The 22,620-nt window shown below is 67.6% G+C and carries 13 protein-coding genes, 1 tRNA gene and 1 pseudogene; 9 read left to right on the top strand and 6 right to left on the bottom strand.

From position 1 onward, the window contains the following. Positions 1 to 418: 418 nt before the first annotated feature. Positions 419 to 1,420: pseudogene (locus K6142_RS08525) on the bottom strand (DHH family phosphoesterase); the annotation flags it as partial. 156 nt (positions 1,421 to 1,576) lie between these two features. Beyond that, positions 1,577 to 2,392: a cobamide remodeling phosphodiesterase CbiR gene (gene cbiR, locus K6142_RS08520; protein WP_263284330.1), complete on the bottom strand. Its 816-nt coding sequence runs from the start codon at positions 2,390 to 2,392 to the stop codon at positions 1,577 to 1,579. A gap of 243 nt (positions 2,393 to 2,635) precedes the next feature. On the opposite strand from cbiR, the gene K6142_RS08515 reads away from it, so the two are divergent. Next, positions 2,636 to 2,785, top strand: a complete 150-nt coding sequence (locus tag K6142_RS08515) for a hypothetical protein (protein WP_007524573.1) — start codon at positions 2,636 to 2,638, stop codon at positions 2,783 to 2,785. Positions 2,786 to 3,109: 324 nt separating this feature from the next. Here K6142_RS08515 and K6142_RS08510 read toward each other — a convergent pair whose 3' ends face one another. Further along, positions 3,110 to 6,835 carry a UvrD-helicase domain-containing protein gene (locus K6142_RS08510; protein WP_223380810.1) on the bottom strand — a complete coding sequence of 1,242 codons (3,726 nt, stop codon included), beginning with the start codon at positions 6,833 to 6,835 and terminating at the stop codon, positions 3,110 to 3,112. A gap of 217 nt (positions 6,836 to 7,052) precedes the next feature. On the opposite strand from K6142_RS08510, the gene K6142_RS08505 reads away from it, so the two are divergent. After that, on the top strand, positions 7,053 to 8,249 hold the full coding sequence (locus tag K6142_RS08505; RefSeq protein WP_190245588.1) for a tRNA1(Val) (adenine(37)-N6)-methyltransferase: 1,197 nt from the start codon (positions 7,053 to 7,055) through the stop codon (positions 8,247 to 8,249). 129 nt (positions 8,250 to 8,378) lie between these two features. Beyond that, on the top strand, positions 8,379 to 12,041 hold the full coding sequence (locus K6142_RS08500) for a DEAD/DEAH box helicase (RefSeq protein WP_190245589.1): 3,663 nt from the start codon (positions 8,379 to 8,381) through the stop codon (positions 12,039 to 12,041). Between the two features lie 17 nt (positions 12,042 to 12,058). On the opposite strand, the gene K6142_RS08495 is transcribed toward K6142_RS08500, so the two are convergent. Next, positions 12,059 to 13,876, bottom strand: a complete 1,818-nt coding sequence (locus K6142_RS08495; RefSeq protein ID WP_190245590.1) for a chloride channel protein — start codon at positions 13,874 to 13,876, stop codon at positions 12,059 to 12,061. 338 nt (positions 13,877 to 14,214) lie between these two features. Next, a complete protein-coding gene (locus K6142_RS08490; protein ID WP_190245591.1) occupies positions 14,215 to 15,159 on the bottom strand; it encodes a bifunctional riboflavin kinase/FAD synthetase in 945 nt (314 codons plus the stop codon). Positions 15,160 to 15,762: 603 nt separating this feature from the next. Here K6142_RS08490 and K6142_RS08485 point away from each other — a divergent pair. Next, a tRNA-Leu gene (locus K6142_RS08485) sits at positions 15,763 to 15,849 on the top strand. A gap of 88 nt (positions 15,850 to 15,937) precedes the next feature. Here K6142_RS08485 and K6142_RS08480 read toward each other — a convergent pair. Continuing rightward, on the bottom strand, positions 15,938 to 16,990 hold the full coding sequence (locus K6142_RS08480; RefSeq protein ID WP_411722703.1) for a sigma-54 interaction domain-containing protein: 1,053 nt from the start codon (positions 16,988 to 16,990) through the stop codon (positions 15,938 to 15,940). A gap of 363 nt (positions 16,991 to 17,353) precedes the next feature. On the opposite strand from K6142_RS08480, the gene K6142_RS08475 reads away from it, so the two are divergent. The 5 genes from K6142_RS08475 (at position 17,354) to K6142_RS08455 (ending at position 22,619) form a co-directional block, all read left to right on the top strand. Further along, positions 17,354 to 18,331 carry a sulfite exporter TauE/SafE family protein gene (locus tag K6142_RS08475; protein ID WP_012612884.1) on the top strand — a complete coding sequence of 326 codons (978 nt, stop codon included), beginning with the start codon at positions 17,354 to 17,356 and terminating at the stop codon, positions 18,329 to 18,331. Between the two features lie 24 nt (positions 18,332 to 18,355). After that, positions 18,356 to 18,775 carry a DUF1634 domain-containing protein gene (locus tag K6142_RS08470; protein WP_190245593.1) on the top strand — a complete coding sequence of 140 codons (420 nt, stop codon included), beginning with the start codon at positions 18,356 to 18,358 and terminating at the stop codon, positions 18,773 to 18,775. A 178-nt stretch (positions 18,776 to 18,953) separates the two neighbouring features. After that, positions 18,954 to 20,543, top strand: a complete 1,590-nt coding sequence (locus K6142_RS08465) for a sigma-54 interaction domain-containing protein (RefSeq protein ID WP_190245594.1) — start codon at positions 18,954 to 18,956, stop codon at positions 20,541 to 20,543. A gap of 1 nt (position 20,544) precedes the next feature. Further along, a complete protein-coding gene (locus tag K6142_RS08460) occupies positions 20,545 to 20,892 on the top strand; it encodes a NifB/NifX family molybdenum-iron cluster-binding protein (protein WP_190245595.1) in 348 nt (115 codons plus the stop codon). Further along, entirely contained in the window at positions 20,889 to 22,619 is a 1,731-nt protein-coding gene (locus K6142_RS08455; RefSeq protein ID WP_190245596.1) for a PAS domain-containing sensor histidine kinase, read from the top strand. Before K6142_RS08460 ends, K6142_RS08455 begins: the two co-directional genes overlap by 4 nt. Position 22,620: the final 1 nt, after the last annotated feature.

Below are 22,620 nucleotides of genomic sequence, written 5' to 3'. Positions count from 1 at the left end.
CACGCCGCAAACAGCACGCGCCGCGTGCGAAAACGACATACCTGTGAAGGAAAGCTGTCGGCGAGGAGGGAAGCGCGCGGCAGCGCAACCTGCCGCCTGGGTGCTACTTGCCGTCTGGGGGCTACTTGCCGTCTGGGGGCTACTTGCCGTCCGGGGGCTACTTGCCGTCCGGGGGAACCGGGGGGACGGCGGCGGCAGCGGACGCCCCGGTCGAGGCGGCAGACGTTCCGCCAGTGGGCGCAACGGACGTCGCGCCGAACGTTCCCGCAGGCAGCGCGACGGACGTGCCCGCAGGCAGCGCGGCAGGGGGCTTTTGCTCGGGCTTGCGCTCGCCCGGCGGCACCGCCTTCTGGGCGGTTTTCTGTCCGGGCGCGGATTCCGCCCCGCCACCGGGCTTGGCGTCGGGCTTCTGGTCGGGCTTCGGCTCCACCTTGGCCCGCATTTTCTTGCGGGGGGCCAGCAGCCGCTTGTAGATGAAGAACTCCACGTTGCGGCCATCGGCGGCGGTCAGGGGAATCTCTGCGCGGGCCATGGCCCGGTGCCCCCCGGCGGAACCCACGTCGCCGAATTGCAGGCTGGCGTAACGGCCAAGGTCGCGCCCCATGCCGTCGCCGCGCAGGATGACCACGATGGTGTCGTGGTACACCCCGCACACCGCCGCCCAGCGGATTTCGTGCACCCGCATGAAGAAGTCGGCGATGACCACCAGAATGTCCGGGTTTTCCACCTCGCCCACGTACACGTACTGGCCGGTGCCCAGCTTGTGCATGCTGATGAACGCGCGCGAAAAGTAGTCCAGCCAGTGCAGCCGGAATTCGCTGCGCACGATGCGCGAAAGCAGGGCGTGGTCCGCGAACTTGGTCAGGTAGCGGTAGGCGCGCATGTCCACGTCGTGGAAGGCGCGCTCGAAGCTGGCGGTGTCGGTCTTGATGCCGAACTGCAACGCCGTGGCCAGCAGCTTTCCGGGCCGGATGCCGAGATTGTACAGGTACTCGGTCATGATGGTGGAGGTGGCGCCGTACTCGTTGCGGATTTCCTTGAAGTCGGCCACCACCGGATGATCTTCCACCAGCGGGTGGTGATCGATGACCAGCGAGAAGGACAGGTCCTTGAACGCCGGATGGTGGTGGGGCTGCGAATCCACCACCGCAAAGCGGTCGAACTGGGCGGCCAGCGTGGGGGTAAGCTTGACCATGGGAATGCGCAGGTAGCGCGCCATGGCCAGGTTGTCGGGCCGGGTGATCTCGTTGACGCGGGCGATGGCCACATCGTCCACGCGATGGATCATGATGCGCTTCAGCGCCAGGGCGGAAGCCATGGCGTCGGGATCGGCGTTGATCACGATGAGCCAGCGCTCGGCGCGGTCGAACAGCTCTTGCAGGTGGGTGAGCCTGGTCTCCAGCTTCCGGAAGTAACTCATGATCTCCTCTCGGCCCCGAATCGCGTGATGCCCGATGCGCGTCTCTCGTGATGTCCGTGATGTTGTGGTGTTCGCGAACCCGTACTGCCCGTCATGCCCGGCATGTCTGGCATGCCCGGCATGTATGGGACGTCCGGCAATGCCCGCCTGACAGTTTCAGGCTGGCTCCCCGTCCAGCAGGCGTTCCAGCACCGGCAGCGAGGCCAGCACCCCGTCCCAGGCGAACACCTCCACCATCAGCACCGCGTCCGGCGGCAGGGCGGGCAACACCCTCGCGGCCCAGGCGGCTTCTTCCGCCGTCAGTTCGGTGAGGGCGCGGTGGCGGTCCATGCCGCCGGGGGCATGCACGTGCACCATGCCCACCCGCTCCAGCAGTGCTGCGGATGCGGGCAACCTATGCTGACCGTAGGTCAGGACATGGCCCATGTCCAGACACACCTTGCAGTTTCCGTCGCCGATGACCGGCAGCAGGTCCGTCAGGTCCTGCCCGGCGATGTTTTCCAGCAGCAGGCAGGCCGGGTCGCGACCGTGGCGGGTCCATTCGCGCAGAAAGGCCGCCAGCAGCCGGGCCGGGCCGTCCGCACCGGAAAAACCCGCAGCCTCGGCCTGCTGCGGCGTGGGCGGGTGCAGCACCGCGCGGTGCGCGCCCAGAAAAGCCACCCGGTCCAGCAGCAGCCCGCACACCCGCGCCGCGCCCGCGCCGGGCGCACCGTGCGGCCCGGCCCCCCAGTCCAGATCCACCGGCAGGTGGGCGTGCCAGGTCAGGGGCAGCGCGGCCAGCGCCGGGGGCAGGTCGGCGTCGGTGTAGGCAAGGCAGGCTTCGGCCTCGAACAGGCACAGTCCCACCTCGTGCACTTTTTCCGAAAGAAATGCGCAATTATCATGGACGTTGCCCGCAACCACCCACGAAGGGGCCGCTACGGTTCTGGACAGAAGCCGAGGCGATGCGGTAAGGGCCTGCGGAACGTGCATGCCGTTCCGGTTACGGGCTTTCCGCCTGAGCGGCAAGCGCGGCCCGGCAGAAAAGTGCCGCCCGCGCGCCCCCGCAACGCCGGTTTTCCGGTCGTCTGCGGTGCGCCGCCTTCGCAAGAGGCCGCCACCATGGACCACGGACCAACCCGGCACGCGCCATGCACGGCATACGTCGTTCCCCCGTCACGCCACCATGAGCCACCATGGGGCACTCCGGAGCAGGACGGGGAACAGGAGACCTTGATGCGCCACGTGAAGCACTTTCTGCAGCACCGTTTCAACCCCCTGCACGTCTACTGTCGCCTGCGCGACGCGGGCCTCAGCCCCCGCGCGGCGGGCAGGGTGTCCGGCCTGTACGAACGCTACGTGTACCGGGTGTGCTGCCCCCTGTAGCCCCGCCCGCCACGGCATTCCCGCACGGTGGGCGACCTGCGTGACGGGACAACGTGCACCACGGGGCGGCTTGCGCCAGTGCGCGCCGTCCCCGCCCCCTTCCCCTTCCCCTTCCCCTTCCCCGAAAAACACCACGGCCCGGCATGACCGGGCCGTTTGCGTTGGCGGGATACGGGGAAGACCGGGCCGGATGGCGACGGGACAGCGGCCAGACAGGGGCGGGACAAGGGCCAGACAGGGGCCAGACAGCGACGGGACTGGGGCGGGACAGCGCGCCCCGGAAACATCACGCGCCGGGCCACACGGCACAGGGCCCGACGGGCATCACATCAGCGACAGCTGGCGTTCCTTGCGCTTCTGGTGCTGCACCAGCATGGAGCGGCGCAGCCCTTCCAGCGGCACGTCGTCCAGAAAGCGCGAAGGCTTCAGGCGCAGTTCGCGGCCATACAGCTGGCGGCGCGCGGCGCAGCTGAGGAACAGCCCCTCGGAGGCGCGGGTCATGCCCACGTAGAGCAGGCGGCGTTCCTCGTCCATGTCGGTACGGGTGTCGGGGCTGGCGCCGTCGCGTTGGGGCTTGCCGGTCAGGGTGCCCGCCCCGGCGAAGGGCATGATGCCGTCCTCCAGCGCGGGCAGGAACACCGCGCGAAACTCCAGCCCCTTGGCCGCGTGCAGGCTCATGATCTGCACCTTCTCGCTGCCGCGCCGCACCAGTTCCAGCTCGCTTTGCAGGCTGATCCAGTTCATCAGCCCGGCCCAGCCGCCATGGGTGTCGTAGGCGCGGGACAGCGCCCGGAAGGCCGAGGACTGCCAGAACAGGTCGTCGAAGGGCGGGGTTTCGCGCAGGTAGGCGGCCACGCCCAGCGGGCCGCGGGCCAGCACCTTGGGCGGACAGTCCACCTCGTGCGGCGTGTCGCGCGCGGGAATTTCCGCGTCGGGGCGCAGGGGGACCTCGCCGCCTGAGGGGTCGATGGCGGCACCGGAGGCCTCGGGGCCATCGGAACCATCAGGCGATCCAGACACGGCGGGCGAGCCAGTGGCAGCGGGAGTCTCCGGCGCACCGGGCGCACCGTGGGCATTGTCAGCCGCGTCCCCGCCGCGATGCATGGGGAACGGCGACGCATCCAGCCTCAGCCGGTCTGCCAGCGAGGGATGCACCCCTTCCGCCACCAGACGGCGGTGGCTGAGCCCGGCGGGCAGCGCCGGACCAGCGGGGGACGACGTGGACCCGATGCCCAGCATGCGCCCGGCAGCCCCCAGGATGAGCGCCACCCGCTGGTCGGCCCAGAAGGCCTCGGCCTCGGGCACGGCGCAGGGCACGCCGAAGCGGGTCAGGGTGCGCTGCAACTGGGGAATCAGCGATTTGACGCGGACCAGCACGGCGATGTCGCCGGGGCTGAACCCGCCCTCGTCCAGCACCGTGCCCCGACGCGCCCGGCCATGCCCGGCGTCCAGCAGCGAATGGCTGGTGGCCCCGATGAGGCCGCGAATCTGCTCGCCGATCCAGGCCGCCTCGCCTTCCGCCGTGGGCGCCTCGAACAGGTGCAGTTCGCCGGGCAGGTCGCGCGCGGCGCGCAGCGGGCCGCAGGCCGAGCGGCCCTGCATCAGCCCGCCCGCGAAGTCGAGGATGCGCGCCGAGGAACGGTAGTTTTCCTCCAGCGCCACCACGGAAAGGTCGGGCCACGCCTCGCGCAGGAAGGCGGCCACGTCGCCGTGCGCGCCCCGGAAGCCGTAGATGGACTGGTCCGGGTCGCCGATGCCGAAAAAGCCCGCCCCGCCGCGCGGGGCCAGCGCCCGCACCAGCGTCAGTTGCAGGGGCGAAAGATCCTGGATCTCGTCCACCAGCACGTGCCGCCATGGGCTGGCGTAGATGCTGTTCTGCATCTGATCCAGCCAGAATTCCAGCAGATCGGTGTAGTCGGCCAGATTCCAGGCCGCCTTCTGCTCGGTGTAGCGGGCCAGCAGCGGGGCGTGCTCCGCAAGGCACGAACGAATCTTCTCGCGGCACACCCCGATGGCCTCCCACGCCTCGCGCAGGCGCTGGGCGGGCTCGTCGGGGTTGGCTTCCGCGAACACGCGGCGGGCCGCCTCTTCCGAAAGCAGCACCGGCGGCGTGGGCGTGGCCCGGTGCCAGTATTCGAAGGCCAGGGCGTGCAGGGTATCGGTGCGCGGCAGGGGGGCGTCCTCGCCAAGGGCGGTGGCGAGGCGCTCGTCCATTTCCGCCGCCGCGCGGCGGGTGAAGGTGACGGCCAGGATGCGCCGGGCGTCGATGCCCGTTTCCACCAGATGCAGCACCCGGCCCACCAGCGTGCGGGTCTTGCCCGTGCCCGGACCGGCCAGCACCAGCACCGGCTGCGGACCGGCGACCAGGGCGCGGCGCTGGGCGGGGTTGAAGCGCACGGTGGCGCCTTCCGGCGGGCGGGGCGCGCTGAACGCGGCAAAGGCGGGCGGCGGAGGGCCGTCGTCGGCTTCGGGAGCGTCGGGCAGGCCCGATGCGCCAGAGGGGCCGGGCGCGGACGGATCCGGCGAAAATTCGAAGTCCGGCTCGGCAGCGGGGGCAGGCCGCGCCGCCGCGTCAGACAGGCCGGATCGGGCAGCCCCGGCAGCAGCATCAGGCTGGCCGCCCAATCCATCCAGCAGCGAGGGGCGATCCGCGCCCTTGCCCTTCCTGCCCTTGCCAGTGGCGCGGGGGGCGGTTTTTCCGTCGTCCGCGCGCGGGGCGGCGGGCACGCCCATGCCTTCCAGCAGCGGCAGGCCGCCCACCACCGAGCGGCGCTGGATGGAGGCGCGCTCCTTGTCCGTGAACACGCGCACCACGCCGTACTCGCCGTCGTAGCCCGACTGGCGCAGCACCTCGCGCCGCCGCATGCGGGCAATGCCTTCGCCCAGCGGTTCCCAGAACCGGGAAAGTTCTGCCTCGGGCACGTCCTGCAGGATGTTCAGTTCCGAGCCGAAGCGGGCCACGCACCGGGCGTGCTGTTCCGCCACCTTGCGGCTCTTGGCGCCCACGCCCAGCAACTCGCCCAGGATTTCCGGCAAGGGGATGAGCGAAAGGTAGCCCTGCTGCCCCGGCGACTGGATGGGCGTTTCGCGGTCGGCCAGTTCCACCACCCGGTGCAGCACGCCCACGGTCACCGGCTTGCCGCACACCGGGCACAGCCCGCCGCGGGCGCGGGTTTCGCGCGGCTCCATGACCACGCCGCACTTGCGGTGGCCGTCCAGATGGTATTTGCCTTCCTCGGGAAAGAATTCCAGCGTGCCCAGAAAGCGCCCGCCGATGCCCTGCCCCTTCAGGCTGCGCAGGATGCTTTCGTAGCCGATCTCGCCGGAGAACAGGTTGGCCTCGCGCCCCAGGTTTTCCCCGGAATGCGCGTCGGAATTGGAGATGAGCGCAAAGCGGTCCAGTTCGCTCCACAGCCAGTTCATCTCCGGGTCGGACGACAGGCCCGTTTCCATGGCGAAGATTTCGGACGACAGGTCGCCGAAGCATTCCGCCACCGAATCGAAGCCCGACTTCGAGCCGAACAGGGCGAACCACGGCGTCCAGATGTGCGCGGGCACCAGAAAGGCCTGCGGGTGCGTTTCCAGCACCATTTCCAGCAGGTTGCGCGAATCCAGGCCAAGGATGGGCCGCCCGTCGGATTCGATGTTGCCCACCTCTGCCAGGCGGCGCGACAGGCGGTCGGCGGCGTCCATGTCGGGCACGTAGACAAGGTTGTGCACCTTGCGCACCTTGCCGCCGCGCTTGTAGATGCTGCTGATTTCGGCCTGGAGCATGAACAGGGTGCGCCCGGCCAACGGCTTGCCCGCGTATTCGGGCAGTTCGGCGTCCAGCCCGCGCGGGTCGCGCAGGCGGTACAGGCCGCTGGCTTCGTCCGGCACCAGCTGTTCGGCCAGTTCCGCGCGCCACCTGGGGTGCGTGAAGTCGCCGGTGCCGAGCACGTCCAGCCCCTTCACCCGCGCCCACGCGGCCAGATGGCGGGCGTTGAGCCGCCCGCTGGTGGCGCGCGAAAAGCGGGAATGGATGTGCAGGTCGGCCCGGAACTGCTGCATCGGGCGGGCTCCTGTGGGGCTGGCCGGACGGGGAGGGAACGCGGGCGCGGAACGGAAGGCGCGCGGCCCGGAACATACACGACAATGGCGAGACGCGGGTCTGCCGCCGTCATCCTTGTCTACCAAAATCATCAGCGATGGCAAATGGGTTCGCCATGGCAAACGGGGGGGGCGAACACCCGTTGCCAACCCGGCACCACCCGGATAGCCTGCCCCCATGCGCCGCAACGCCCCCGACATGACTGATGTGACCGGCACGACCGGCATGGCTGGCACGACCGGCATGGCTGGCACGGCTGGTTCACCGGGCACCCTGCCCTGCTCGTTACCTGATTCGCTGCCCGATTCGCTGCCCGACGCCGTGGTTCAGGCTCGCGCCCTGTTTCCGCGCGGGCTCGTCCAGCCGGTGGGCGGCTTCCGCTTTTCCGTGGATGCCCTGCTGCTGGCGGCCTTTGCCGGGGAGGCCCTGTCGGCACGGGGGGGCCTGACGGCGAACGCGGCAGGTATCCGCCATGGACGCCGGGCGGCAACCGGCGCGTGCCCCGCGTCGGGACAGGGCCTGTCAGGGGAGGCAACACGACACGCATCAGGACACACATCAGGCGACGCATCAGGGGGCGCACCGGGGGAAGCATCGGGGGAGGCGTCAGGGGCCTTCGCGGACCTTGGCACCGGCTGCGGCGTGGTGGGGCTGGCCCTGCTGCTGGCCCACCCGCACCTGACGGGCACGGGCATCGACATCGCCGGAGAGCTGGCGGACACCGCGCGCCAGAACGGGGCGCGGCTGGGGCTGGCGGACCGCTTCCGGGTGCTGCGGGCCAACCTTGCCGCCACCGGCTCGGGCGGAGGCAGGGGCGGAAAAAACACTTCCGGCATGCCCGGAACCCACGAATTCGCGAAGGTAGTGAACCTGCCCGACCCCGCGCCCGACGCCGCCACACTAATGTCCACACCCGCCTTCGACGCCCTGCCCAGGGCCGGGTCCATGGATCTGGTGGTGGCCAACCCGCCCTACCGTCGGCACGGCTCAGGCCGTCCCTCGCCCAGCAGCCAGCGCACCCGCGCCCTGTTCGAAACGCCCGAAACCCTGCCCGCCTTCACGCGGGCGGCGGCACGCCTGCTGCGTGCGGGGGGCCGCAGTTGCTGGGTGTACGGGCCGGACCGCCTGCCCGACCTGCTGCTGGCATTGCGCGAAACAGGACAGGAGCCCGCCCGGCTGCGCTGCGTGCATGCCCGCGCCCACGGCCCGGCAACGCTGGTGCTGGTGGAGGCCCACCGCGCGGGCAAACCCGGCCTGCTCGTGGAGCCGCCGCTCATCCTTCACTCCGGCGAAGGCGCGGCCACGGCCCTCACCGACGAGGCGCTGGCCTTCTGCCCCCTGCTGGCCTGCAACGCCGGGGGGCGAGGAAGATAGGGCATCGCACCCTTCTCCGCACTGGCGCGTACTTGACATCTTATGCAAAAGCACGGTTTTTTGGTGCTTCACTACCATGGCGCATGCACATGCAGCGCGCCCTCAGCCTGTGCAAACTCAGGGGTGAGCATGCCCAAGAAGCCCAACCGGCCATATTTCTCAGCCAGCATAGAACATCTGGAAAACCTATACGCCACGCAAGGCACAGACGTTTCCGTACTGCGCGCCATTGCCCAGGAACTATCTCATCGGCAAACGGTCCGCGCTGCTGCCCTTAACGCGAACGTCACGCGGGATATGAAGAATAACGTGCCAGCCAGGCCCGACGCCAAGTCTTCTGCCGCCAGCGACACGCCAGCCACCACCCTTCCGCCAACAACTCAGGTCGGCACTCCCGCAACCTCCACCCACAACACGCTACACGGCAGTACGGCAGCCGCGCACCATGCTGGCGAATCCCCCATGACACTCGCAGCGCTCTCCGCCTCTTCCGCACCGCCCCCCACCCCTGAAGCGTCGCCATTTCCCGCGCCGGACAAAATGCCGCCCCCCTCGCGCATTCTTGCCGCATGGACGGCACTGGAAGCCTTGTCGCCACAAGCGTTCAAAAAACCCGAAGACCTAGTCAACGGGGACCGGGCTTGCATCGCTCAGCTCGACCGAGGCTTGCCATGGATCCCACCGGTACAGACGACAAGCAAGAAAGCAGAACTTTATTATCAGGTTGTTCTCGGATCCATCTCCATGGCCAAGGCTACCGACGCCATGGCCGCCGCATTTGGCGAAAACGATGAGCAGCCATCCCGCCAAGGCGGTAACGCCGCCATTGCCACGCTGCTCGTTGACAGGCACGGCATCCTGCTGGCCAAAAACTGTATCGGGCTCAGCAGTTTTGCCTGGGCGTTGCCTTTGGCCCTGCAACAGCGTCTTGATGCTTTGGGTACATGGGCATGCGTAGAACGCCAGACCGCCGAGGCTCTGGAAAAAATGCTGCGCAAAACCGATGAAGACGGCACGCCGCTGCCCCTGACGCATGACGACATCATGGCGGCGTTCGGCTGGCTTACCCAGCATTTTGCCATTCCGGGCGACATGACAATACCGCCGACCTTTGCCGTGCGCGTCTACCATTACTACAAGGCCCAGAATCCTCCGGAACCGTTGCTGCTCAATTCCTTCTTCCTGCATGACCTTGGCCGATGCCTCGGACAATCCCAACAGGATGATCTGCCAAAGGGCCTCCGCCGTTATCTCGGCGTCGAAGCTCCGCAGTCACCGCCTGACCTGCTGACCGACACGGCAGCGCTGGAGCAGGCCATCTCGCCCGCCATGATGCCCCCCGCCCGCTGGCCCTGTCCAGGCGGACACCCGCTGGTGACGCTGCAACAGGCCGCCGTAAACCTTTCCCGAAAGGAACTTGGACCCAACGGCGGTATCCTTGCCGTCAACGGCCCGCCCGGCACTGGCAAGACCACCTTGCTGCGGGATGTGGTCGCCGCGTGCGTGTTCGACCGGGCAGTGGTCATGGCGGGTTTTGACAATCCCGCGTCTGCCTTCACGCCATCCGGGGAGAAGATAGCCTTCGGTGGCGGGGCCTTTTATCACATCTACCGTGTGGATTCCCGTTTGAAAGGCCATGAGATCCTTGTGGCATCAAGCAACAACAAGGCCGTGGAGAATATCAGCCGCGAGCTTCCGGCGCTTTCCGCCGTGGGCCGCTCCCCGGACGAGCTTCGCTACTTCAAAACCACCAGTGACAGGCTGCAACAAGGTTCCGCTGGCGGAAACCCATGGGATGGTGATGGCTCCCCTGCCGCCACGGACGTTGCAGCCCCTGTTGAAACCTGGGGGCTGATCGCAGCCGTGCTCGGGAACCGGGCGAACTGTGCGGCGTTCCAGAAGGCATTCTGGTGGGACAAGGATTGCGGCCTGGCTGGCTATCTGAAAACCGCCGCCGGAAAGCCGCAGCAGATTCCGGTACTGGACCCCAAGACGGGCAACGAAACCGGACAACGCCCGCCGCGTATCGTCGAAGAGGAACGTCCACCGACACCGCAACTGGCGCTTGCGCAATGGAAAGCCTGCAAGGCACGCTTCTTGGCTCTCAAAAGGGATGCCGAAAGCGAACTGGCATCTCTGGAACAGGTCCGCCAATGCTGTCTGCGCATTCCGGCTGTCCGGGCCAAGCATGCGCAACTGCGGGAAGCCCATGCGCAGCTTGCCGCACAGCACGAACAGGCGGCGGCAGTCAGGGATGCCTGCATCGCTGACGCTGATGCCGCCCGACAAACGCACGAGCGACAAGCCTCCGTGGCGCAACACCACCGGCTTACGCGACCGGGTTTCTTCTCTCGCCTGTTCCGCACTGCACGGTGGAAACAATGGGCGGCAGACAACGAGGCCTTGCTGGACGCCGTGGCGATGGCACTTGCGGCAGTGCGCGATACCGAGCAGGCACGTACACAGGCCGTGGCTGCCCTGAACACCCTGGCTGATCAACTCCGCTCCGGAGAATTCGCCCTTGATGCACTCGCACGAGAATTGTCGGAACTTGAACGGCAGGTCGCATCATGGCGTTCGACATTGGGCGAAAGCATGGTGGACGAGCATTTCTTCCGTGCAGATCATAGCGTCATCAACCTTGCAGCACCATGGATACCCGCCAGTCTGCACAAGAAACGGGAAGACCTGTTCATAGCAGCCCTTGATGTCCATCGCGCGTTCATCGACGTTTCCGCGCAAAAACTCCTGCACAATATCGGAGTGCTCACGGGCTTCATGTCCGGGCCAGTGCAAGACCCCGAAAAACGTGCTCTTCTGGGTGACCTCTGGTCGTCGCTGTTCATGGTTGTCCCCGTGGTGTCCTCCACCTTCGCTTCAGTAGAGCGCATGCTTTGCGATCTGCCGCCGGAAAGTCTCGGCTGGCTGCTCATCGACGAGGCTGGACAGGCAACGCCGCAGGCCGCCGCAGGCGCAATCCTGAGGGCGCGGCGCACCATCGTGGTAGGCGACCCCATGCAGGTTCCGCCTGTTGTCACCTTGCCGCAACGACTTGTGGAAAATGTGTGCCGTCATTTCCACGTTGATCCGCTGCAATGGGCCGCGCCCGAGGCCTCGGCTCAGATATTGGCCGACCGCGCATCGAACTTCCAGGCCGCGTTCGCGGCAGACCCGGAGCCCCGCCGTGTGGGCGTGCCGTTGCTTGTCCACCGGCGCTGCCAGAACCCCATGTTCGGAATATCCAACCGCATCGCGTATGACGGGCAGATGGTGCATGCCCCTGCCCCATGTCGCCCGTGCGCGGTAGCGGACACGCTGGGGTCCTCGTGCTGGCTCGATATATCCAGCCCCTCCAGCGCCAAATGGAGCGCCGCCGAAGGCGATATGGCTTACGGTCTGTTGCAGCGGCTGGCTGACGCAGGCATCGCGGCCCCCGACGCATTCATCATCACCCCGTTCCGGAATGTCTCCAGCGGACTCCGCAGAACCGCAAGGGAAAGGAACGCCCTGTTCACGGCGTTACGCGCGGACCCAAAAGAATGGGCAGAACGCCGCATCGGCACCATTCACACCTTTCAGGGCAGGGAGGCGGATACGGTCATCTTCGTGTTGGGAGCTCCCGGCACCGCGGAGGTCGGCGCCAGGATGTGGGCTGGGAATGCACCGAACATACTCAATGTTGCGGTGTCACGGGCAAAACGAAACCTGTACGTTATCGGCTCGTATGATGCGTGGTCACGAATAGGACATTTCGCGGCGCTGGCGGACGCCCTGCCCCGCGTGCGAACCTGACGGGCACATCGCCGCCCCTACTGATCCTCTCGCAGCGCCTTCAGCGAATCGCTGTACGCCCGGAACAGGTCGGAGCGTTCCAGCAGGCCCAGCACGGCTTCCTCGTTGTCCTTGGAGACCACGGGCAGTTGCGAAAGGTCGGTTTCCACGAAGGCCAGCAGGGCGGTGTACAGGTCGTCGTCCTCGGTCAGGGCGGTCAGGGGCCGGGCCAGGTCGCCCGCCAGCACCAGGTCGAACAGGTCCGCCTCGTACAGGATGCCGCGCACGTCCTGCACGGCCAGCAGGCCGTTCAGCCTGCCGTGCATGCCCCGCACCGGAAAGGTGAACGCCCGCGTATTGGCGATGATGTCCGTGAGGGCCTTCAGGGTCACGTTTTCCTCCACCACCGCCACCCGGCCCCGCGTGTAGCAGTCGCGCACGCGCATGGTGGCCAGCAGGTTCACCGTGGCGTCCTGCAGGTGGGCGGGCGACTCGAACTTGTTCTCCACCTGGTTCTCGTACAGCGCAGTGCGCCGCCCCAGCAGGATGCACACCGCCGACGACAGCATCAGCGGGGCCAGCAGCCCGTACCCCTGGGTCAGCTCGCAGACCATCACCAGCGGCCCGATGGGCGCGTGCGCGATGCCCGCGAAAAACGCGGCCATGCCCACCAGCACGTAGCCGCCGGGCTGGGTGACCACGCCGGGCTGGACCTGCTGCGCGGCAAATCCCACCACCCCGCCGGTCATGCCGCCCACGAACAGCGCCGGGGCGAACATGCCCCCGCTCATGCCGGAGCCCAGCGTGACGGCGGTGGCAAGCGTCTTCCCCAGCAGTATCGTCACCATGGTGACCACCGGCAACTGGCCCAGAATGGCCTGCTCGATCCATCCGTAGCCGTCCGACAGCACCGGCGGGTACAGGATGCCGAACAGCCCCATGAGCACCCCGCCAAGGGCCGTGGTCCACATGATGCCCACCCGCGCCCGCAGCTTGCCGAACACCGAATACTTGAGCACGCGGAAGGTGCGCACGTAGGCCCAGCCGGTGGCCGCGCAGGCCAGCGACAGCAGCAGGTACCATGGCAGTTCCAGTACCGAGGTGAAGCTGAAGCGCGGAATGCCGAAGATGGGCGCGGTGCCGAACACGAAGGTGAACAGCGAATAGGACACCACCGACGAGAGCACGGCGGGCAGCAGCGCCTCGGACTCGAAGTCCTCGCGGTACAGCACCTCGATGGCGGTCAGCGCGCCGCCCAGCGGGGCGCGGAACACCGCCCCCAGCCCGCCTGCGGCCCCCGCCAGCATCAGGATGCGCCGCTCGCGCGGGGAAAGCCCCAGCCGCATGGACAGCCACGAGCCGATGCCCGCTCCGATCTGCGATACCGGCCCCTCGCGCCCGGCGCTGCCCCCGGCGGCGATGGTGCAGATGGAGGTAAGCCCCTTCAGCAGCGGGGCACGACGGCGGATGACGCCCTTTTCCGCGTGAAAGGCGCGGATCATGGCGTCGGTGCCGTCGGTCATGCCGTCCAGGCTGTTGGGCAGAAAGCGCTGCACCAGCCAGCCGGTGACCAGCCCGGTAATGCCCAGCGCGGCCACGATGACCCAGGGGCGGTAGGCGCGCGCGGCGGCCTCGGCATGGCCGAACAGCGTTTCTCCCGCCGGGGCGGGCAGCGAAAGCCCGGCCCACACCACCTGAATGTAGTGCTTGCCCGCCTCTATGCCGAGAAAGAACAGGATGGCCGCGCAACCGGACAGCAGCCCCAGCCCCATGCCCAGCACGCCAAGGCGCACGTAGGCCACGGTGCGGTACAGGCGCAGGAATTCGTGCGCGGGTTTCTTGAGCATGCGCAGCATGGTGCTTCCTTGATGGGTGCTTCCTTGGCCCTGTGCGTTCCTGCAGGATGCGTCCCGACAGGATGTGTCCCGACGGCATGGGGCCGGTACCCCCAAGACCGGGGTACGTCCCCGGACACGGCGCTTGCGGCGTCCATGTTTCCGGGCTGGCGGTAACGCGTGCACGCCGTCAACACACAGCGGCGCTGTGCGTTACGGCGGATGCGGGCCGCGCGGCGCGGCACGGGGCCGGGCGCGCGGCGGGTCGAAAAATGCGGCGGGACTAAAAGTCCGCCGGTCCGAAAGGTCCGGCAGTCCGGCGAATCGTCCCGCACGGCGGGACGCATCCCGCCGGAAAACTACAGGCGCGCGTCAGGCGCGGAAAGTATCTGCCGGGCCAGGTCCACGTCGCGGCGGATCTGGGTCACCAGTTCATCCAGGCCGGAGAACTTGCGCTCGTCGCGCAGGCGGTGCACGAACGAGACGCGGATTTCCCAGCCGTAGATGTCGCGGTCGAAGTCGAGGATGTGCGTTTCCACGCTGAGCCGGGCGTTGTCGAAGGTGGGGTTGAAGCCCACGTTGGTCACGCCCTGGTACACCTGCCCGTCGATCAGCACCCAGGTGGCGTACACGCCGGGCTTGGGCATCAGTTCGTCGCGCGGTTCCATGTTGGCGGTGGGAAAGCCCAGCAGCTTGCCGCCCCGGTCCATGCCGCGCACCACCTTGCCCCGGATGGCGTAGAAGCGGTCCATGAGCGGGCGCACGTCCCACACGTCGCCCGCGCGGATCAGGTCGCGGATGCGGGTGGAGCTGACCACGGCGTCGTTGATGATGACGGGGTCCAGCTGTTCGGTGGCAAAGCCGTACTGCTTGCCCAGGCGCTGGAGCAGTTCGAAGTTGCCCTTGCGCCCCTTGCCCAGCGAAAAATCGTAGCCGATGACCAGCTCGCGCGTGTGCAGGGCGTCCACCAGCACGCGGCGCACGAATTCTTCCGGCTCCTGCGCGGCCATCTCCCGGGTGAAGCGCAGCATCAGGGTCAGGTCCACCCCCAGCGCCTCGAACAGGTCCAGCTTCTTCTCGTAGTCGGTGATCAGCGGCGGGGTGTGCGGCCCCACCAGCACCCGCAGGGGATGCGGGCAAAAGGTGACCACCACCGAAGGCACGCCCAGCGCGGCGGCCTTGGCCATGACCCGCCCGATGAGCTTGCGGTGGCCGTTGTGCACGCCGTCGAAGTTGCCGACGGTGACGCAGCTGCCCCGCGAGAGGTCGAGGCCTATTTCCTGTAATTCGCGTGCGATTTCCATGAATACTCGTGACGGCGGAATGGTGCGCGGCGCATGCCGTGCGGCAGCGGGCATGCGGCGCGGGGCCGCGTGAACGGCTGACGGCGCGGGGCTGACGTTCCGGCACCGCGCCGTCTCGTGCTACCCCAAACGGCGCGCGGGTTCAAGGGCGGGCACGGCCGGACGCGGGCCGGGGCGGCAAGGGCGGACGAGAACCCGGACAATGGCCCGGGTGAAGGAACTGCTGAGGAACGAAGCAGGAACGGACGGGGGGCGGACAGGCTGGCGTATGTGTCGACGTACGGGGCTGGGAGACGGGCCACGGTGCGGGTCAGGGGATGAGACACGCCAGGGGAATGGCCAGAACCCGTCCGGGAGGACAACACCGGCAGGACAACACCGGCAGGGCGACACCGGCATGCGCTGCGTGCCCCGCCCAAAACTGCCCTGTGCCGCGACAGGTATCGTCCCTGTGCCGCGCCAGTCGCCAATTCCGCTGCCGCGCCAGCAACGGGCTGGCGCCGGAATGACGCCCGCCATTCATATATATCGGCATCTTTTTTTACGCCGGGCAAAAAAACCGCTTGCCAAGCTCACCCGCCTGTGGCTATACGACTCCTCCGCGCCGAAGTGGTGGAATTGGTAGACACGCTAGGTTCAGGGTCTAGTTCCCGCAAGGGAGTGGGAGTTCGACTCTCCCCTTCGGCACCACGAGAATAAAGGGCTGCAACGAAAGTTGCGGCCCTTTCTCAGTTTCCAAGCCTGACCGGGCCGATCATCCAGCCCCGCCCGCTTCCCGCTAGAACCGCAACCCGTACTCGCTGAACTTGTAGCGCAGGGTGCGCGGGCTGACGCCAAGCAGGCGCGCGGCCTCGCCCTTGTTGCCACCGCTGGCGCGCATGGCCTTCAGGATCACGCGCACCTCGGCCTCGCGCCGGGCCACATCCAGACTGAGGTCTTCGCCCATGCCCGCCGGGTGCACGGCATGGATGGCCAGGTCTCCGCCCGGCATGCCGCCGCCGTTGCCGTTCCCGTTGCCGTTCCCCGCCCCGCCCGATGCAACGCCGGACACGCCGCCCCCGGCGTATCCGCCCGCCCCGCCCAAGCCCGCCGCCCCAAGGGCCACAGCCGACCGCAGTTCCAGCGGCAGGTGCTCCGGCCCGATGTCTCCATCCGGGGCCAGCAGGGCCAGCCGCTCCACCAGGTTCTTCAGTTCGCGCACGTTGCCCGGCCACGGATAGCCGCTCAGCCCCGCCTCGGTCTCCGGGCGAAAGCGCAGCCCGTGCCGGTGGTACTTTTCTGCGTAATGGGCAAGAAAATGCCGGGCCAGCGGCACGATCTCCTCGCGCCGCGCCCGAAGCGGCGGCAGCGACACCGGGATCACGTTCAGGCGAAAGAACAGGTCCGCCCGGAACCGCCCCTCGCGCACCATGTCCGGCAATTCGCGGTTGGACGCGGCAATGATGCGCGCCTGGAACGGAATGTCCCGCTGCCCGCCGATGCGCCGGTACTTGCGCTCTTCCAGCACCCGCAGAAAGTCCGCCTGGTTGGCGGGCGGAATCTCTCCCACCTCGTCCAGAAACAGCGTGCCGTCTCCGGCAAGCTCGAAACAGCCCTGACTGGTGCGATGCGCGCCGGTAAAGGCCCCCTGCTCGTGCCCGAAGAACTTGTCCGCGAACAGCTCGCCCTCGTGCACGCCGCAGTTCACGGCCACGAAAGGCTTGCGCGCCCGCACGCTCATGTCGTGGATGAGCCGCGCGAACAGTTCCTTGCCGGTGCCCGTCTCTCCGTGGATCAGGATGGGCGCGTCCGACGAGGCCACCTGAACCGCCAGCTGTTTCAGGCGCAGCATGTCTCCGGACAACAGGAGAAACCCTGTTCCGTTCTGCAACGTTTCGAAATGAGGACCATCCTGGCCATCGCCCGGCAATTTGTTGCCGGTATGCGGAAAATTTCTGCCGTCCATGTGCGTGAACTAGGCCTTTTCCCTATGTTTGGCAAGCGCTCATTGATGGCACGAAACTTGTTACAGCAATCACAAATTCAGGCGAGTCCCAGATCAACACCCCGACTTTCGGTGTGTTGCTGGCAAACTGGACGCAACGCGCGCCGCAGCACCGGGCAGGAAGGCCAAACATCCCCCCGGATTGCGGACCGCGATGGCGAGTTGTTGTTTCATTAATGTTTCAATGTTTCAAAAGGGGACATTACCGACATGAACACCGCTACCAAAGTCAGGTTCTGGGGCCCGGCGGTCCTTGCGGTCCTGCTCGTGCTGTGCTGGGCCCTTCCCGCGCTGGCATCTGGGGGCGACGTCGCCTCCACCGTCGCCGCAGCCATGCCGGCGGACGGCCATCCGTGGTGGTTCTGGCCCACGGCGCTGCTGTTCTTCTGTTTCATTCTCGGCATCATCGCCGTGCTTGCGGGCGTGGGCGGCGGCGTGCTGTTCGTGCCGCTGGTCAGCGGGTTCTTTCCGTTCCACCTCGACTTCGTGCGCGGCGCGGGCCTGCTGGTGGCCCTGGCGGGCGCGCTGGCGGCTGGTCCCGGCCTGCTGAAGCGCAACCTGGCCAGCCTGCGCCTGGCCCTGCCGGTGGCGCTCATCGCCTCGGCCTGCTCCATCGTGGGGGCCATGGTCGGCCTGGCCCTGCCCACCAACGTGGTGCAGATCTGCCTTGGCGGCACCATCCTGTTCATTGCCGTGCTGCTGCTGGTGTCCAAGAACACCGTGCGACCCGAAGTGAAGAAGCAGGACGCCATCAGCGTTGCCCTCGGCATGGACGGCGTGTTCATCGAACCCTCCACCGGCGAGGTCATCGACTGGAAGACCCACCGTACCCTGCCGGGCCTGCTGCTGTTCATCGTCATCGGCCTGATGGCGGGCATGTTCGGCCTGGGCGCCGGGTGGGCCAACGTGCCGGTGCTCAACCTGCTCATGGGCGTGCCGCTGAAGGTGGCCGTGGGCACCTCCAAGTTCCTGCTGTCCATCACCGACACCTCGGCCGCCTGGGTGTACCTGAACCAGGGCTGCGTCATCCCGCTGATGGCCATCCCCTCCATCATCGGCCTGATGCTGGGCTCGTTCGTGGGCGTGCGCCTGCTGGCCGTGGCCAAGCCCAAGTTCATCCGCTACATGGTCATCGGCGTGCTGCTGTTCTCTGGCGGCAAGGCGCTGCTCAAGGGCCTCGGCATCTAGCCCGGCACACAGGAGGAAACAGACATGTCCAATCAGTCCGTCAAGGCGTCTCCGGAACAGGTGACCTACGCCAACCTGCTCTATTACGGCTGCTGGGGTTCGCTGGCCATCATGATCGTCACCTACCTCATCTACGTGCTGGGCATCCTGCCCCCGCACATTCCGCTGGACGTCATCACCCAGCTGTGGAGCCAGCGCGTGGGCGTGTACCTGGCCCAGGGCAACGTGCCCACCGGCTGGGGCTGGGCCACCCTGATCCTGCAGGGCGACTTCCTGAACTTCATCGGCATCGTGCTGCTCGCGGGCATGACCATCATCTGCTACCTGACGCTGATCCCCGCCTTCCTCAAGAAGAAGGAACCGCTGATGGCAGGCATCGCCGTGCTGGAAGTCATCGTGCTTACCGTGGCGGCGTCGGGCATCTTCGGCTCCGGCGGCCACTAGGCATTCCGATCTGAAACGCGCCCGGCACAGCCGCTTGCAAAAATGTGCCGCCCGTGGAACTGCCATGGGCAACGGTCCGGGGTGCGACGCGGCGCCCCGGACCGCAACCCCCGACGCCGGACGCCCCGTGTCCTCACCCAGCGCCCGGCATAACGCGCAACGACGGAACAGGTGCTTCGTGTCCACGCAGCAGACAGGCCCAGCAGCCCCGCACAGCATCCGGCCCCGCGCCGGGTCGCCCGCACGTCACGGCGCGCCGCCGCTGCCGCACGTGTCGGGCATCTCGCCCCTGCCGGTGGACCTGGCGGCCATGCTGGACGCCCTGCCCGTGGGCGTGGCCCTGCTGGACACCGACTGTTCCATCCGCCTGATGAACCGCGCGCTGGAAACCCTGACCGGGTTCACCACGGCGGAAGTGCGCGGCATACCCTGCCGCCACGCCCTGCGCGCCAGCATCTGCCTGCACCGCTGTCCGCTGCGCCGCCCGCTGACCACCGCATCGGGGGTTACCGTGGCCACGGCGTCGGGCGCGCATTACGACATGATGGACGACGGCGAACTGCCCCCCGCGCAGGAAGGCGACATCCTGAACCGCCATCGCCGCCGCATCCCGGTGCGCATGAGCATGTCCCCCCTGCGCGATGCCGATGGCCGCGTGGTGGGCTGGCTGCACGCCGTGGAAGACCTGACGCTGGTGCGCGAGCTTGAGGAAAAGACCGCCAAGGGCGAGGCCTTCGGGCCGCTGGTGGGACGCAGCGTGGCCATGGAACGGGTGTTCCAGGCCCTGCCCGCCGTGGCACAGAATGACGGCCCCCTGCTGGTCACCGGCGAGACGGGCACCGGCAAGGACACCCTGGCCGAGGCCGTGCACAAGGCGTCATCCCGCGCCCGCGAGCCGTTCGTGAAGGCCAGCCTGTCGTCCCTGCCCGAATTTCTGGCCGAATCGGAGCTGTTCGGCCACCGCAAGGGCGCCTTCCCCGGCGCGGAAGAGAACAAGCCGGGCCGGTTCCGCCTGGCCCAGGGCGGCACGCTGTACCTCACCGAGATCGGCGATTTGCCCCTGTCCATCCAGGGCCGCCTGCTGGCCTTCCTGGACGAGGGGGTCATCTACCCCGTGGGCGCCACAGAGCCCGTGGCGTGCGACGTGCGCCTGGTGGTGGCCACCAACCGCGACCCGGAACAGCTGGTGGCCGAAGGCCGCCTGCGCGAGGACCTGTTCCGCCGCCTGTCCGCCGTGCGCCTGCACCTGCCCCCCCTGCGCGACCGGGGCGAGGACATCGAATTTCTGCTCAACCATTTCATGGGGCATTTTGCCGCGCGGATGAAAAAGACCGTGCGCGGCTGCTCGGGCAAGGCCCTGCGCACCCTGCTGGACTACCCCTTCCCGGGCAACGTGCGCGAGTTGCGCAACATCGCCGAATACGCCGTCACCCTGTGCCCCGGTGAAACGGTGATGCCCGCGCACCTGCCCGCGTATCTTTTCCAGGCCAAGGCAGAAGCCCGCCGCGCCGAGCGCGAGCGCAGGGCCGGGCGCGGCATTCCCGGCGTGCCAGACGCCTCCGGCGCGCCCGGTGACGCGCAGGGTTCCGCGCAGGCCGCCGTCGACATGGCCGAGCCACTGGCCCGGGCCAGCGTCAGCGACCTGGAACGCCGCCTCATCGCGGACGCCCTGCAACGCACCGGCAACCGCCGGGGCGAGGCCGCGGAACTTCTGGGCTGGGGCCGTTCCACCCTGTGGCGCAAGATGAAACAGTACGGGATGTGCTGATATGCCTGCCACCCTGCTCATACCCCTGTACCGTAACGAGGTAGCCCCCCGCTTCGACCTGGCGGGCGAGGCCCTGCTGGTGCACCTGGACGCCGACGGCGCCGAGCTTTCCCGTTCCAGCGTGCTGCTGGCCCACGCCTCGTCCGAGGAACTGTGCCGCATCGCGCTGGAAGAAAAGGTGCGCGCGGTGATCTGCAACGGCATCGACGACGAGTTCTGGCAGTACCTGCGCTGGAAGCGCATTGAGGTCATCGACAACGTCATGGGCCCGGTGGACGAGGCCATTGCCCGGTTTCGCGCCGACGTGCTGCGCCCCGGCGACATCCTGTTCCACAGGAGCGACGCATGAGCCGCCTGGAACGTTTCCGCAGCCTGTTCCGCACCGCGCTGGACGTGCCGGAAGAAATCGCGCCGGAACGCTACCAGGCCCTGCGCCGCAAGATCACCCTGCTGCTGACCACCGCCGCCGTGGTGCCGCTGCTCATCCTGTCGGTGATCAACTACCACCAGTACCGCGCCACCCTGACGCGCGAAATCGTCACCCCGGTGCGCGGGCTGGTGAACAAGACCCGCCATTCCTTCGAACTGTTCCTGGCCGAGCGCGCCTCCACCGTCAGCCTCATCTCGCAGGTGTACACCCCGGCGGAACTGGCGGACGAACGCAACCTGAACCGCATCTTCCGCGCGGTGAAGGGCGAATTTCCCGGCTTCATCGACCTTGGGCTCATCAATGAAAACGGCGTGCACGCAAGCTACGTGGGCCCGTACAACCTGAAGGGCAAGGACTACTCCAGCGCCGACTGGTACCAGCAGACGCGGGTCAAGGGCGTGTACGTCAGCGACGTGTTCATGGGCTTCCGGCGCTTTCCGCACATCGTCATCGCCGTGCAGCGCATGACCGACGACGGCCACTCGTGGGTGCTGCGCGCCACCATCGACACCGGGCAGTTCGACCGGCTCATCGCCTCCATGGGGCTGGAGCCGGAAAGCGACGCCTTTCTGGTGAACACCGCCGGGGTGCTCCAGACCGCATCGCGCTTCTACGGCGCCGTGCTGGACCAGCTGCCCCTGCCCATGCCGCCCATGACCTATGAAACGGCCACGCTGGAGACCACCGACCCCGCCGGGCGCGACGTGTTCATCACCTACACCTACTTCCAGCACGCCGACTTCGTGCTGATGGCGGTGAAGCCCCGCGCCGACATCTTCAAGCCATGGACCACCCTGCGCAGCGACCTGATACTGCTGTTCGTCACCAGCGTGGCGCTGATCCTGTCCGTGGCCTTCGGCCTGACCGACCTCCTGGTGCGGCGCATGCGCGCCAGCGACGAGCGGCGCATCGCCGCCTTCGTGCAGATGGAGCACACCCAGAAGCTGTCCTCCATCGGGCGGCTGGCCGCCGGGGTGGCGCACGAGATCAACAACCCGCTGGCCATCATCAACGAAAAGGCGGGCCTGGCCTCCGACCTCATGGAACTGGCCAAGGACTTTCCGGAGCGCGACCGCTTCCGCGCGCTGGTGGACGCCATCCTGCGCTCGGTGGAGCGCTGCCGGTCCATCACCCACCGGCTGCTGGGCTTTTCGCGCCGCATGGACGTGAACATCGAGCAGCTGGACGTCAACGACGTGCTCAAGGAAACCATGAGCTTCCTGGAGCAGGAGGCGCTGCACCGGTCCATCACCACCTCGGTCAGCCTCGACCCGGCCATGCCGCGCATCGCGTCGGACCGGGGCCAGTTGCAGCAGGTGTTCCTGAACATCCTGAACAACGCCTTCGCCGCCGTGCCGGACGGCGGGTCCGTGACGCTGGCCACCTGGCTGCGCGACCCGGACACGGTGGGCGTGTCCATCAAGGACAACGGCAAGGGCATGTCCGACGAGGTGCTTCGGCACATCTTCGAACCGTTCTTCACCACCAAGAAGACCTCGGGGACCGGCCTTGGCATGTTCATAACCTACGGCATCATCAGGCGCCTTGGCGGCGACATCGCGGTGCAGAGCAAGGAGGGCGCGGGTACCACCGTGACCGTCTTCCTGCCCGTGAAGGCCGCGCCAACGGCCACCCTCGGGAGCTAAG

The organism is Nitratidesulfovibrio sp. SRB-5, from assembly GCF_019931275.1.
Lineage (GTDB): Bacteria > Desulfobacterota > Desulfovibrionia > Desulfovibrionales > Desulfovibrionaceae > Cupidesulfovibrio.
The sequence above is the reverse complement of the archived record's forward strand: the minus strand, read 5'-3'. Positions and strand labels throughout refer to the sequence as shown.

What these genes read in the sequence shown, in the direction of transcription:
- cbiR (WP_263284330.1), bottom strand. Translation starts at nt 2,392, where the DNA reads ATGCACGTTCCGCAGGCCCTTACCGCATCGCCTCGGCTTCTGTCCAGA.
- K6142_RS08505 (WP_190245588.1), top strand. Translation starts at nt 7,053, where the DNA reads ATGCGCCGCAACGCCCCCGACATGACTGATGTGACCGGCACGACCGGC.
- K6142_RS08490 (WP_190245591.1), bottom strand. Translation starts at nt 15,159, where the DNA reads ATGGAAATCGCACGCGAATTACAGGAAATAGGCCTCGACCTCTCGCGG.
- K6142_RS08495 (WP_190245590.1), bottom strand. Translation starts at nt 13,876, where the DNA reads ATGCTGCGCATGCTCAAGAAACCCGCGCACGAATTCCTGCGCCTGTAC.
- K6142_RS08475 (WP_012612884.1), top strand. Translation starts at nt 17,354, where the DNA reads ATGAACACCGCTACCAAAGTCAGGTTCTGGGGCCCGGCGGTCCTTGCG.
- K6142_RS08500 (WP_190245589.1), top strand. Translation starts at nt 8,379, where the DNA reads ATGCCCAAGAAGCCCAACCGGCCATATTTCTCAGCCAGCATAGAACAT.
- K6142_RS08455 (WP_190245596.1), top strand. Translation starts at nt 20,889, where the DNA reads ATGAGCCGCCTGGAACGTTTCCGCAGCCTGTTCCGCACCGCGCTGGAC.
- K6142_RS08460 (WP_190245595.1), top strand. Translation starts at nt 20,545, where the DNA reads ATGCCTGCCACCCTGCTCATACCCCTGTACCGTAACGAGGTAGCCCCC.
- K6142_RS08515 (WP_007524573.1), top strand. Translation starts at nt 2,636, where the DNA reads ATGCGCCACGTGAAGCACTTTCTGCAGCACCGTTTCAACCCCCTGCAC.
- K6142_RS08470 (WP_190245593.1), top strand. Translation starts at nt 18,356, where the DNA reads ATGTCCAATCAGTCCGTCAAGGCGTCTCCGGAACAGGTGACCTACGCC.
- K6142_RS08480 (WP_411722703.1), bottom strand. Translation starts at nt 16,990, where the DNA reads ATGCTGCGCCTGAAACAGCTGGCGGTTCAGGTGGCCTCGTCGGACGCG.
- K6142_RS08510 (WP_223380810.1), bottom strand. Translation starts at nt 6,835, where the DNA reads ATGCAGCAGTTCCGGGCCGACCTGCACATCCATTCCCGCTTTTCGCGC.